The sequence below is a fragment of the Parabacteroides johnsonii DSM 18315 genome (assembly GCF_025151045.1).
GTDB classification, from domain to species: domain Bacteria; phylum Bacteroidota; class Bacteroidia; order Bacteroidales; family Tannerellaceae; genus Parabacteroides; species Parabacteroides johnsonii.
Window position 1 is genome coordinate 275,142 of the sequence record NZ_CP102285.1, and the last position, 11,613, is coordinate 286,754.

The window sequence follows — 11,613 nt, forward strand, 5'->3', positions numbered from 1 at the left end:
TGTTCGTGATGGTTTTTCTTTCGTAGGTCATAACTTCTTCGAATAGGCATAGATATACACACCATGTCTGTTCTTTTTGGTATGCAGACCCTTACGCTGTTTGAGCATGATGAGCGCAATACCCGTCGATAAGGCAGCGACCAGCGTAACCAGTCCTGCCACGAACCCGATCAGACAGTAGGCGATGATAAAACCGACGATAGCACCGCCGGCAGCACCCGCCGCCCAATAGATATATCTGCCTTGCAGTCCCATCAGTTCCAGAGGTCGTTGCAGACCTTTGAAAAGCGGGTAGTCGAGATAGCGTTCGTCCTTACCTTTCATCGTGCAAGACCTTTATCCGCCAATACCGAAGAACATCGGAAGGGCTTGAGCGGCAGCGATTAAGAAAATACAGGCTCCGACCACCATCATAATTTTCTTCTTGACGTCCTGCTCCTCGTTGTTCATCGCGATATATACCGAGATGGCGCCCACGATGGCAACGACCCCCGCGATGGCGTAACACAATTTGACCATAATGGGGACATACTTGGCAATCTCCTCCGTTACGGTAGCCAAAGCGGTTGTACCGGCTGAATAATCACCGGCGGAGTTCTGCGCCATGACGGTTGTCACTCCGCACAGCAGCATCAGCATCAGCGTCTGCGGTTTTTTCGCAGAAATCATCTTTCTAATCAGTTTTTTTGTCTTCTGAAACATGCTTGATTGTATTTTAAGTGAATATTATGGTTGTTCCGAATTGGCTTATCGGCGGCAGGGAATCGTTCTGACGCTTATATGCGGTAGCCGAAAAAGGCCGGGAAAACGATAGAAGCCCCGATAATGAAAAGACACGCCCCGAAGAGCGTCATAATGGACTTGAGAATGTCCTGATCACCGGCATTCCACTTGATGTAAATCTGGAGCGCGGATACGATGACACAGAGCGAGGCGATAGCGTAGCAGATGTACAGGACATACAGCATATTGGTAACTACGAAATCGTGCATCGTGGCCAGTGCGTCGGCGCCCCAACTGTAATTCACACTGCCGCTTTTGGCCATTGCCGAACAGGGAATAATGGAGCATAACGTACACAGTATTTTCTTTGTATTCGACATCTTACAGCTTATCTTTGATAGGTTTCCATGACAGTTCGGCACGCCCGTCCAGCCGTCCTCCGGAGACCATTGCTTTATACATCTCTTCAGCTGTCAGCGGATCGGACAGGTAGGGTTCGGTATCTTCCAGCCGTGCTTCGACTTTCGCTTTCAGTTGTTCGAACCGCTCCTGCGCGGCTCCCTCTCCTTGATCGGTGTCGGTTTCTTGGGGTGGTTCGGAAGCAGGTTGAAAATTTTCCGTATCGTATTTCTCGCTGCCGATACTGAAACCGGTATCGTTCTCCGAGACGTCGATACTCTCTTCCGTGGTGTCTTCCATATCGAGGTCGAAAATCTCTTCGCCCGGTTTATCCGTCCCTTTTTTCCCATAAAGATCCTGAACGACGATGACTGCATAATAGATGATATACACTACCGTTAGGGCAATGGCGAATATAAAGTATGAATCCATCTGTTTAAGTATGAAATTAGACTTTAATTAAAATATGATCGCAAAGAAAAGTATTATATCTAAAAACGCAAAAGAAACTTATTCTTAAATCATTATTTTAGGGAAAATATTTTTCTAAAATATAAAAATCATACTCTAATTTCATACTTAAAGGCGTTTTTTTACAGGATAGGCAGGCATAAAAAAAGCCCTCCTGTCGGAGAGCTTTCGGGGGAATGGGACAGATGATGATTTACCGCTTTTTCCCGCGCAGGTAGTCGTTCAGGTCTTTGTACTCGGCATAGCGGGCGGTTTCGTTGATCGCTCCGATGCCGTGCAGCTCGACGATGGTCTCCACGGTCTTTTGCCCAGCCATGTCGTTGTCCAAGTAGCAATGGATATATGAATACGGTTCCAGTACCTGCAAGGCTCTTTTCAGGTTGCTGACGGAGTTCATGACAACATGGTCGCACGGCACTTGAACGCAGGCAACCGTGTCGCCTTTTCGTTGCAAGGTCAGAAAGGACAGAAAATCCATAAAACCCTCGTACACGCAAACGTGCTTCTGTCTTTCTTCTGCGATATGCCCGATGAAGGATATGTCTTTATTCCTTATACAACCTTTATAATAAGGATTGCGTATCTCATACCCTCCGGACACATTCTCAAAGGCAATCGAGAAGTAATGCCGCTTGCGCAATTCATAATGGATCTCTTTGCAGTATTTCCGGGCAATGTCCGTATCTATGCTGCGAGAATGCAGATACGACAGCAGCGCGTGGTGGTTCAAATCCAGTACCCGCACGTCTTTCATGGCTTCCTCGATGTCGGTGTCGAAACGAGGCATACGGGTATGGACAGGAAGCGATACGCTCAACCGGCTCTCTATCGTGCGTAGAGCTTCATGCACGGTACTCAAACGGTAGAGTTGCATGACAAGCTCTATGATGCCGCCGCCCTCTGACAAACCGAAGTCGTACCATTCATTCAACCAGTCGTTGACCTTGAAAGATGCCGACTGTTCTTCTCTGTAAGGAGATAAATACCAATACTGGTGATTGCAGACCCGGACCGGAGCATAACCGAGCGATTGCAGGAAATCGACGATCCGGATTCGCTTTGCTTCTGATATATTCATGGGAAAGGAGCGTTTAGTATGGTTCTACTATATATATCCACAAACTAAACCGGCATGGTCAGATATGGAAATTCTCGTTGTACACGTACCCGCGTCCGTTTTTTTGTATGGCGTCGTGTTGGATAAGGAACTTGCACAGATTGACCAGCGTGTTGCGCCCCCTGCAATAGCCGATACTGTCGTACCCTTTCTTTAAGGCATCGAGCAAGGACTGGTAGCCTGAAACATCATTGTCCGAGAAGGCCGCCTCCAAGGCGGAACGATGTTGTTGCTCCGTCATGTCCGTATAAGACGACAACCGTTCTCTTTTACTCATTTTGAACTGGTGGTCTTCTACCAAGTGCGGAAGAGAATCGTCCCCGATTTCAAATGCGAAAGGGGTGAACTCCCGGTCTCTTATGTGCATGGCCCTGACTTCGCTGATTTTGCCGTTCTCTGCGTTTTTCGATATTTGCAGGATTGTCTCGGCTTTGTTGTTCAGCTCCGTACCGATGTGTCCTCTCGTGTTGTCATCGCCTTTGTTCAAATGCAGAACCGTATGGATATGCAACTCGTAATAGCTCGACCATCTCATAAGTTCATTGATGATGTCGAGGGATTCGCTCGGACTGTTTATGTCATGGATCAGGTCGCGGATACCGTCGATGATAACCAGCCCGATGTTCTCTTCCTCGTGAAGCGCCCACCGGATAATGTCCCGACGCTGGTCGGGAGTATATTCGCGGAGGACGAAAAATTCTATCCGGTCGTTTTCTTGGTCTGTCGGCAGGCCGGCCAAGGTCAATATCCGGTGAAGGACTTTGTGGCAATGGCATTTGCTCTGTTCCGTGTCGATATACAGGACACGGTTCTTGCAGGGAGGCAGCTCTGCCTTGTATTTCAATACCTCTTTCCCCGAAAGGGCGGACGCGACGATGGCACTGACATTGAACGTCTTTTTGCTTTTGGGCTTTCCGGTAGATGCACTGAAATTGCCTAACGTTGCGATGGTCACGCCGTCTATCTGTACGATCTCCTGCGGGAAGTCATACTTTTCGGTAACGCTCAACCGGATGTATTTCAATAGCGACCGGTATTTCTCTTCGTCAATACGGTGATTATCGGGTAAAGCCATATCTGTTTTCATCGTTTCCCTCCTTTCTTGATTTGTTTTTGTTTGTTATCCTTATCCAATAGATAAGCCATGATGTTCGCCTGCTTCTCGATTTCCTCGTTGGACAGGCAAGGATTACGTTTTATCCACTCGTTCAGATCATTCCGAAGAATGAAGATGTTCTTGCCATTGGGTTTGTACACCGTCAGCTCTCTGGAAGAGGTCAGCTTGTAAACGTAGCTTTTGGATACTTGCAGATAAGCCGCTACTTCATCTATGCTCAAAAAATCTTTTGCCATATACGCTATTCTTTCCACCCTTGCCAGATGGGACAGCAATTCGTTCAGAGAACCGAACCGTTGCAGGAACTTTTCGACTCTCAATACCTCTTGCTTAAAGCCTTCCAGAGAGTTGTTTTCGAGAAAGGCTTTAAGCCCTTCGATTCGCGAGAGCAATAAGTCAATCTCTTTTCTATTCATAACGCTTCGTTTTCCGTGCGGGGTGTAGTCCCGGTTGTTTGTACTCGATTTCTCATAACCCATTTGCATAACTCTTTCCGGTTGAAATAGACCAGCTTGCCGTTAGGCTTGTAGTGGGGAATCTGTTTCGATGAAGTGAGCTTATAGATATAGCTCTCCGAAACACCCAGATAGACCGATGCCTCATGAATCGTAAGCGTTTCTTTGACAGTCCACATCTGTTCCTTGATTTGTCTGATACTGGCCTCGATGGATTTGATTTTTTCCACCTCATTGATTTTCCGTTCCAACGTTTTGATACGTTCAATGGGTTTCTCCGATGTCATCATGGAGATAATCTCTTCCATTTGAGCCATGTATTTGGAAAACGCATTGTTTCCCATTGTTGTCTTTCTATGTCTCATTGTTTTGTAAAATTTGATTTGACAAAAAGAAGTTTACCCTCCGTAGTGTAATCGATTACGGAGGGCAAAGGTAAAAGTGTATGTCCGGCCTTCGATGTTGATATTATTGAGTGTCAACGTATCTCTCGATACAACTATCAACAAATCGGGTTTCTTTTATTGGACTTCTTTGTTCTTGATTAGCTTTACATACCTGTCGATGACAGCCAGAAGTTTCTTTTCGGAGATGCCGGGCTGCATGTCTTTTATCCGATTGAGGGTAGAGGACAGATCGTGCTGGTCGAGATACTTCCTACCCGAAGAACTTATGATAAGCCTCCTTTTCGCGATAAAGGATTGCCAATGGTAGGGTATGATGCCATGCGAAGCCAGCTTGTCGAACGCCAGAGCCAACCGGGTATTGTTGTTCGACGTGACAGCCTGCAACGTGTCCGTTTCGTAATGGGCGAAAACATCGTCCGCGTTCAACTTTTCCTTAAACAAATTGACCTCATTGACGAGTTGTACAATGAGGTCAATAGTGGCCCTGTCAAGTGAAGGCTTGAAAATGAAAGATGATGATGTTGTTGATTGCGGATTCGAAGTGCCTTCCAGAATGTTCTCCGGGACGTCTGTCTGTGGCAGGTCGAGGGTGTAGAACTCGTTAAGCAAATCGGAAATGCTGTTTTCGTCGAACACGGCCCGCTCGAAATATTTGCGTACCAACTCTTCGTGGTCGCTTAACAGATCAGCAATGGTACGGTAATTCTTCCAATGCTCGTTCTTACTCCAAGCATCTGTTTCATCGTGATAGCGCTTGGAATGTATAAAATCAAGTACATATCGCCTGTAACTCTTTTGATGAGTCAAAACCTCGGCAGTGTACGACTCTTGGGCTTGCTTGACCAACCGGAATAGCCCTTGTTTACCGGTCTGCGCAGGCATCCCTCGGAAGCCCCGCATCGCTCTTTTCAAAAAGAGAGAGGTGCAAAGGAAAATTCTTTGTCATTTTGATTTAATTTGGTGTTAAATTGCTGAATATAAACGCTCCCGTTTGGTCGGGAACGTCCATATCCTTACAAGTATAGTTGTTAGCTATCCTTTTCAATTCAATGTTAAACGTGTCCAACAACCCCTTTTTCTTGATAGAGCGAAAATTGCTGTTCATGCTGCCCCGGTTCGGTTTTGCTCCGCCCGGAAAGCAAAAGCAGTGGACGCATTTTCTCCATACGTCGAAAGGGTTGTCCGCCTTGAACGCCAGTTGAACGAAATACATGAGCTGTGCTTGGCTCTTTGTCCATTGAACGGGTTCCGTGAACTTCGTTTCGTCAAAGATGCCTTCGAATATGGAAAAAGACGTTTCCGGTGCGATGTATCCTCCTTCTGCAAGATCCGAATACATCTTCTGTTTTTCCTTGTCGCCCTTGGTGCTATAAAATACGCACCGGCTTGTATGTATCAGTCGCTCGTCCGTGCCTTCGTGGGGCATTACACTCCCCTCTATATGATTGAACTTATTGCAAATCGCTTGTAACTTCACATCGTACTTATTCATCCAGCCGGCCCGTTTGAGGTAGCTGTACCCCGTAACAAAACTCGCCCTGTGGGGAATATTCCCGTTGACACGGAAACAAGTCTCGCCTTTTATCCACAAGGTCTTTTTGTTGAACTTCTGGAAAGCCAGATAGACGAAATAGGCCAACTGACGTTGCCCCTTTATCCATTCCACCGGTTTCCGGAACTTCTTCTTGTCAAAGATTCCCAAGAATACGGATAAATCCGTATCCGGCGCAATATAGCCGAATTTAATCAGGTCATTATACATTTCTATTATGTCGTCATCGCCTTGCGGAACATAAAAAGTGGCAATCTCATGTTTCGGCTCGAACGAGGAGAAATCCACTTCGGGATAAAGGGTTTTGGCCGCTTCATAGCATTCCACATGACGTCTGGGCATACGACATGTGGCGATTCGATTTCCTTCCCGGTTCCATTGCTTCTCGAAATGGGCATAGGCACGGGGAAAACCACAAAGAGACGATACCGCAAAGGCGATGATTTTTAGTTGCATGGTCTTTGCTTGGAGGGTAGGCTGGTAATGGCAATCCAGTATTCCCGCATCAACCGCTCTTTGCAGCAAAGTCGCAACCTGCTCGTTGGCCAACGATGCTATCAAATCTTTATACGGGCCTCTCTCTTTGACGCTCTGTTTATCACAGAGAGACTGCAAATCTCGCATTTGTTTCACATACTTGTTAAGCACCCAAACATAGGCGGACTCGATCTCTTCCTCATGTTTTTGCACATAATCCTCCAGCAAATCGGTAAATCCGATATTGGTTATTTGGCGATACAGCATATTAGACTGGTTAGTTATCAGTGGTTTATGGTTTAAAAGATAGAAGGCTCAAAAATTTACTTGTTTTTTCGCTGGAAATCGAAGATTTAACACTTTTCTTCGTTGCCTGTCTCAAAACAGAGGGAAAATGGAGAAAATCGCTCTCTTTCGCCCCGAAACCTCCGATTCGCAAAGATAAGATATGTCGGGGATAATTTCGCCGATAATGTAAACCTAACTGTGTTTCTTTGCTTTTATTTTTAAACGGCTTTTAAGTGTTAAAAATAACCCTAAAATCATTAATACAATACCCGGAGAGGCATTGATTAGTCTTGATGTGAATCCTGAGACTTCAATTATCCATTCAATTGAACCTGTAAATCCAAGTACGGTTAAAACTATTCCTGCAATTAAACATCCTATTCCGCCAATTAGGCTGATCAAGATGATGATAAATTCATAATGCAGAGCTTGCATACCAAATGTTGTATTGGCTACTGACGGATCAATATCTATTGTGCAGCTATTTAATAATGAGAGTGCTAAAATACATATAAGTATTGTGATGCATGCTTTTTTTTGTTTCATAAATTAATAGTTTGATAATAATGTTGTTCCCTTGCAATTTATCTGTTTTCTATCCAGTTACAAAAGTACAAAATTTAGCTATGTCTTCGTCGATAATCTCAATTAAATTCAAGAGACTTTTTTGTATCTTGGTTGATGAATAAAAGAGAAAGTCGGCAGATATGGCTCTGCTCAACTTTGGTGAAGCCATCTCTTTTTCTCCCTCTGTTAGCTTTACTTTAATGCACGTATATATGAATACGGAGATAAAGTAAAGTTAGTTTCTGCTGTGATTCGCTTGAAAAAATGTCGTGTAATGGGGATAATTCGTTTGAAAAAGTGTAGCAAATCGAATTTATTCGTTTGAAAAAGTGTGTTCAATTCTTGTTTATTCGCTTGAAAAAGTGTAATTTTGTAGCGGAAAGAATAAGATAGCGCTATGCTTAAAAGGAAAATAGAAACATATTTAGCCAACTGGAAACAGACTGAGGGCAGAAAGCCTCTTGTTATAAAAGGCATCCGCCAGTGTGGAAAGACATATATTGTCCAGAAATTTGCAAAGGAGAATTATGAGAGTGTGGTTTATATGAACTTCATTCTTGAACCTGATAAGAAGTCTGCCTTTACTGGCAATATAGATGTCGATACCATCATTCTCAATCTCTCCGCTTTGATTCAAGGCAGTCGGTTCATTGAAGGGAAAACCTGTATTATCCTTGATGAGATTCAAGAATGCAAGGAAGCAAGGACAGCCTTGAAGTCATTTCATATAGACGGACGTTTCGATGTTATTGCAACAGGTTCTCTTTTGGGAGTGAAAGGCTACGGTCAAAGTAAGAAAAAGCAAGAGGATGTCGGACAAGATTCTGTTCCTGTCGGATATGAAACTGTGATTGATATGTACCCATTGGATTTTGAAGAATTTCTATGGGCAAACGGAATCAGTGAGACGGTTATTGATTCTGTCAGATCATGTTTTGAGAACGAAAAGGCAGTTCCCGATGGGGTTCACAAGGCAATGATGGAGCTGTTGTACAGATATGTCATTGTCGGAGGTTTGCCGGAAGTGGTGAATTGCTTCCTTGAAACCAAGAATATCGAACTTATATATAAAGTGCAGCGTAATCTTATTGCCGAATACGAAGAGGATATGGTTAAATATGCAGATGATGCGGACAAACCTAATATCCGTGAATGTTTTGAATCCATTCCGAAGCAATTAGCCAAGGAGAACAAGAAATTCCAGTATTCCGTAGTTAAGAAAGGAGGAAGATCTTCTCAATACATCGGTAGCATTCAATGGTTGGAAGATGCCGGAATAGTCCGTAGATGCTACAATACGCAGATTACGGAACTGCCGTTAGAGGGCAATTCTATCAAAGATTGTTTCAAGGTGTACACTACCGACATAGGTATCCTTGTGGCAATGCTTGATTATGGCACTCAGGCAGATATTTTAAAGGGTAATCTTCTTGGATACAAGGGGGCTCTCTTTGAGAATCTCATGGCGGATTTCCTATGCAAGTCCGGGCAGAAACTATACTATTTCCATAAAGACAGTGGACTTGAACTGGACTTTCTGGTAAGGTTCAAGGGTGAATGCGTTATCCTTGAAGTCAAGGCAAAGACGGGTAAGACAAAAAGTATGACAACAATTCTTAGAAACAAGGATGTGTATCATGTCGGGAATGCAATCAAGTTGGGCCAATATAATGTAGGACGTGAGGGGGATATACTGACCATTCCGTTGTATATGGGGTTCCTTGTCGAAGATAAGCTTGCGGACGTTATCATTCCTGATGTTGATGTGAGTTTATTTAACGTAAATATGAACACGGGAATGAAGTAAAGCTAAAGGACTTTAATTGGTTTTGTAAGTTATCAATTGATAACGTCTATTATAATTATCTTGATTAAGATTATAGAAACCATGGGATTAAGAAATATTATATTAATGTTTCTTTCGTTTAAGGTCTTAACACGAACTGTTTCGTTTCATTGGTACTATGATGAAGCGTATAAAAGGGTTAAACAATGGGTATAGAAATTACTTGTAAACTTAAGGAAACGCTTGCCAATATTTTCAAGAGAGAAATAGAAGAACTAGGTTTTGATACATCTTCTTTGACTACTAATGATGATGTATTGCAGTCTTACTGTTCATACACCTATCGTCTTATAGATAAAAGGCCCAGGACAATTTACAAAGCAACCTCTTTTACTTGTCCAGTAGAAGTAGAGATTGGACTAAAATGGTTGGAAGAGAAAATTCGTAAAGGAGAAAGTGTGAATCCTCACTTGAACAATGCTACCAAGAAAGACAAACTTGATGGGCTTTTGTATGACTGGGGCATACATCATTTGCATTTAGGAGAAACGTTTTCTGCCCCTGGCTATGTAAAGCGTACAGGTCCTGTGCTTTTCGCCATTTTTCGTAACGATAATGTATACTTTATTGATATCAGAGACCACGTAGGATGGTCGGATAAAGGACTTTTGGAAATAGTAAACGAGAACTGGCCAGAATTACTTTCAATCTATAAGATGGAAGGAGGGAAACCTGAAACCTCATTTGACGAAAAGAATATCACGTTATTAAGAAAATCTGGTGTAAATACTTTTCATGAATTATCTACCGGGGATTCATATTTACCTATGGGAGGTGGTATAACGTCAGCAGGGACAAGCATGATGGCAATGCGGAGTTACGTAGAAATGGTCAGAAGGTTAAATGATATTGGAAAGAACATTAAAGCGAATGCGAAGTATTTTGTGAGTCATGTGGAGCCTAAGGGACGTCCTTTTCGGAATAGATATAAATTCGTTTTTGTTTGTAGACGGTATGGAGATGAAATTAGATTCTATGATGTCGTGAACAACAACTTTTGGACACAGACATGGAGAGTAAAAACTTTAAGAGAACTTTACGGCATATAAAAATGGTTATGATAGAAAAAGATAAGCGAGAATTGCTTTGGACAGAGAAACGTATTACCTATAACAATACGTGGCCAGAAGCAGGACAGTGGTATAGTGATGTACAGCAGATGCTAGACGAATGGCTTCATGGGCAAGGGATAACACAAATCTTTGAACCTGTGAAGTTATCAGAAGGGGCAAAAGATATCCTATTTCCCAATGCGAAATTGAACAAGGTGTTCTCGGGTATCATTGATATCTATGACGAATTACCTTACAGACCAGATGAAGGATTCAATATCGCATGGCGTTCGCTGGAGATATTTATGAATCATCATAGAAGTATAGCGTGGCCGAAAGATAACGATAAGGCAACTCACCTAATGCTGAGAACAGTAAAAGAGTTGATCATGCCTCTTGTCAATAAAGATCTGCGGGTAAAAGAAATGTGGGAGAGGTTTTTAAGTGAAATACCCATTTCTGTATTAAGATTTGCAATTTTGCGCTGCTTTATCCAACATGATTTGGCTATTACAGATAAAGCAGAAAAAGTTTCGGAAAGGGCAAAAGACATCTTAACGAAAGAATTGTATGCTGATCTTAAAGCCAAGTATAAACTTGAGGAAACGGTGAAGCCTAGTGCAGACGTGTTGAGGCGGTCTTCGCTTTTGCTCCAGAAGATATTGAGAGGAGAAAAAGTGACGGTGAACAGCAATGAATATATGGTTGACATAGAAAACCGGCTATTATTTATGTTGAGTTGTGTGCTTTATACGTATAGGTGTGAACGTTTTCATGGGGACTATTTCTCTCCTTTTAAGAGCGATAAGGCGACACTAAATACCTATGCTTTTTCATACTATTTGTTGACTTTTAGCTATGTTTATTTGTGGACGTTAATCTATCAGTTCTGTGAATGGCAAAAGTTAGGAGAAATTTGCTCGCTGTCAAACATCTTGGCAGCAGCTAAAACTATGCAGGAAAGGATGAGATTGATGATTTAAAAATAAATTAAAGGTAATTTATGGTACAGCGCATATATGTAAAATGTCCCAGTTGCGGGAAAGTATATCAGTTGAAGTTTCAGATAGACCAGACCATAAACATCTATGAATGGCCCATCAATTTTGAGTGCGTGGATTGCGGAGATAACCTTACTTATA

14 protein-coding genes are annotated in these 11,613 nt (G+C 42.9%); 3 read left to right on the forward strand and 11 right to left on the reverse strand.

Going from position 1 to position 11,613, the window contains the following annotated elements:
* Window positions 1-27: 27 nt before the first annotated feature.
* From NQ564_RS01335 to NQ564_RS01385, 11 genes are all read right to left on the reverse strand, one after another.
* Entirely contained in the window at window positions 28-324 is a 297-nt protein-coding gene (locus NQ564_RS01335; protein ID WP_008151858.1) for a DUF4133 domain-containing protein, read from the reverse strand.
* A 12-nt stretch (window positions 325-336) separates the two neighbouring features.
* Window positions 337-702: a DUF4134 domain-containing protein gene (locus tag NQ564_RS01340; protein WP_008151856.1), complete on the reverse strand. Its 366-nt coding sequence runs from the start codon at window positions 700-702 to the stop codon at window positions 337-339.
* Between the two features lie 74 nt (window positions 703-776).
* The gene (locus tag NQ564_RS01345) at window positions 777-1,103 is read right to left on the reverse strand and encodes a DUF4134 domain-containing protein (RefSeq protein ID WP_039848333.1); all 327 of its coding nucleotides are present in this window, start codon (window positions 1,101-1,103) and stop codon (window positions 777-779) included.
* Between the two features lies 1 nt (window position 1,104).
* Entirely contained in the window at window positions 1,105-1,554 is a 450-nt protein-coding gene (locus NQ564_RS01350) for a hypothetical protein (protein WP_008151853.1), read from the reverse strand.
* Between the two features lie 232 nt (window positions 1,555-1,786).
* Window positions 1,787-2,671 (reverse strand): toprim domain-containing protein, encoded by an 885-nt coding sequence (locus tag NQ564_RS01355; RefSeq protein ID WP_008151850.1) that lies wholly within the window; start codon window positions 2,669-2,671, stop codon window positions 1,787-1,789.
* A 58-nt stretch (window positions 2,672-2,729) separates the two neighbouring features.
* The gene (locus NQ564_RS01360) at window positions 2,730-3,797 is read right to left on the reverse strand and encodes an AAA family ATPase (protein ID WP_008151848.1); all 1,068 of its coding nucleotides are present in this window, start codon (window positions 3,795-3,797) and stop codon (window positions 2,730-2,732) included.
* Window positions 3,794-4,243 (reverse strand): helix-turn-helix domain-containing protein, encoded by a 450-nt coding sequence (locus NQ564_RS01365; RefSeq protein ID WP_008151846.1) that lies wholly within the window; start codon window positions 4,241-4,243, stop codon window positions 3,794-3,796. The genes NQ564_RS01360 and NQ564_RS01365 overlap by 4 nt, the downstream gene beginning before the upstream one ends.
* Window positions 4,240-4,647 (reverse strand): helix-turn-helix domain-containing protein, encoded by a 408-nt coding sequence (locus NQ564_RS01370; RefSeq protein WP_050771060.1) that lies wholly within the window; start codon window positions 4,645-4,647, stop codon window positions 4,240-4,242. The genes NQ564_RS01365 and NQ564_RS01370 overlap by 4 nt, the downstream gene beginning before the upstream one ends.
* A 156-nt stretch (window positions 4,648-4,803) precedes the next feature.
* Window positions 4,804-5,589: a hypothetical protein gene (locus NQ564_RS01375; RefSeq protein ID WP_008151843.1), complete on the reverse strand. Its 786-nt coding sequence runs from the start codon at window positions 5,587-5,589 to the stop codon at window positions 4,804-4,806.
* Window positions 5,590-5,641: 52 nt separating this feature from the next.
* Window positions 5,642-6,985 carry a hypothetical protein gene (locus NQ564_RS01380; RefSeq protein ID WP_008151842.1) on the reverse strand — a complete coding sequence of 448 codons (1,344 nt, stop codon included), beginning with the start codon at window positions 6,983-6,985 and terminating at the stop codon, window positions 5,642-5,644.
* A 213-nt stretch (window positions 6,986-7,198) separates the two neighbouring features.
* The gene (locus NQ564_RS01385) at window positions 7,199-7,552 is read right to left on the reverse strand and encodes a hypothetical protein (RefSeq protein ID WP_008151836.1); all 354 of its coding nucleotides are present in this window, start codon (window positions 7,550-7,552) and stop codon (window positions 7,199-7,201) included.
* Between the two features lie 418 nt (window positions 7,553-7,970).
* Between NQ564_RS01385 and NQ564_RS01390 the strand changes: the two genes are divergently transcribed.
* The 3 genes from NQ564_RS01390 (at window position 7,971) to NQ564_RS01400 (ending at window position 11,454) form a co-directional block, all read left to right on the forward strand.
* Window positions 7,971-9,380, forward strand: a complete 1,410-nt coding sequence (locus NQ564_RS01390; RefSeq protein ID WP_008151833.1) for an ATP-binding protein — start codon at window positions 7,971-7,973, stop codon at window positions 9,378-9,380.
* 185 nt (window positions 9,381-9,565) lie between these two features.
* A complete protein-coding gene (locus tag NQ564_RS01395) occupies window positions 9,566-10,468 on the forward strand; it encodes a hypothetical protein (protein WP_008151831.1) in 903 nt (300 codons plus the stop codon).
* Window positions 10,469-10,476: 8 nt separating this feature from the next.
* Window positions 10,477-11,454 (forward strand): hypothetical protein, encoded by a 978-nt coding sequence (locus tag NQ564_RS01400; protein WP_227963201.1) that lies wholly within the window; start codon window positions 10,477-10,479, stop codon window positions 11,452-11,454.
* The last annotated feature ends 159 nt before the right edge of the window (window positions 11,455-11,613 follow it).

What these genes read in the sequence shown, in the direction of transcription:
- NQ564_RS01350 (WP_008151853.1), bottom strand. Translation starts at nt 1,554, where the DNA reads ATGGATTCATACTTTATATTCGCCATTGCCCTAACGGTAGTGTATATC.
- NQ564_RS01340 (WP_008151856.1), bottom strand. Translation starts at nt 702, where the DNA reads ATGTTTCAGAAGACAAAAAAACTGATTAGAAAGATGATTTCTGCGAAA.
- NQ564_RS01390 (WP_008151833.1), top strand. Translation starts at nt 7,971, where the DNA reads ATGCTTAAAAGGAAAATAGAAACATATTTAGCCAACTGGAAACAGACT.
- NQ564_RS01335 (WP_008151858.1), bottom strand. Translation starts at nt 324, where the DNA reads ATGAAAGGTAAGGACGAACGCTATCTCGACTACCCGCTTTTCAAAGGT.
- NQ564_RS01345 (WP_039848333.1), bottom strand. Translation starts at nt 1,103, where the DNA reads ATGTCGAATACAAAGAAAATACTGTGTACGTTATGCTCCATTATTCCC.
- NQ564_RS01375 (WP_008151843.1), bottom strand. Translation starts at nt 5,589, where the DNA reads ATGCGGGGCTTCCGAGGGATGCCTGCGCAGACCGGTAAACAAGGGCTA.
- NQ564_RS01360 (WP_008151848.1), bottom strand. Translation starts at nt 3,797, where the DNA reads ATGAAAACAGATATGGCTTTACCCGATAATCACCGTATTGACGAAGAG.
- NQ564_RS01365 (WP_008151846.1), bottom strand. Translation starts at nt 4,243, where the DNA reads ATGAATAGAAAAGAGATTGACTTATTGCTCTCGCGAATCGAAGGGCTT.
- NQ564_RS01385 (WP_008151836.1), bottom strand. Translation starts at nt 7,552, where the DNA reads ATGAAACAAAAAAAAGCATGCATCACAATACTTATATGTATTTTAGCA.
- NQ564_RS01395 (WP_008151831.1), top strand. Translation starts at nt 9,566, where the DNA reads ATGGGTATAGAAATTACTTGTAAACTTAAGGAAACGCTTGCCAATATT.
- NQ564_RS01370 (WP_050771060.1), bottom strand. Translation starts at nt 4,647, where the DNA reads ATGAGACATAGAAAGACAACAATGGGAAACAATGCGTTTTCCAAATAC.
- NQ564_RS01355 (WP_008151850.1), bottom strand. Translation starts at nt 2,671, where the DNA reads ATGAATATATCAGAAGCAAAGCGAATCCGGATCGTCGATTTCCTGCAA.
- NQ564_RS01380 (WP_008151842.1), bottom strand. Translation starts at nt 6,985, where the DNA reads ATGCTGTATCGCCAAATAACCAATATCGGATTTACCGATTTGCTGGAG.
- NQ564_RS01400 (WP_227963201.1), top strand. Translation starts at nt 10,477, where the DNA reads ATGATAGAAAAAGATAAGCGAGAATTGCTTTGGACAGAGAAACGTATT.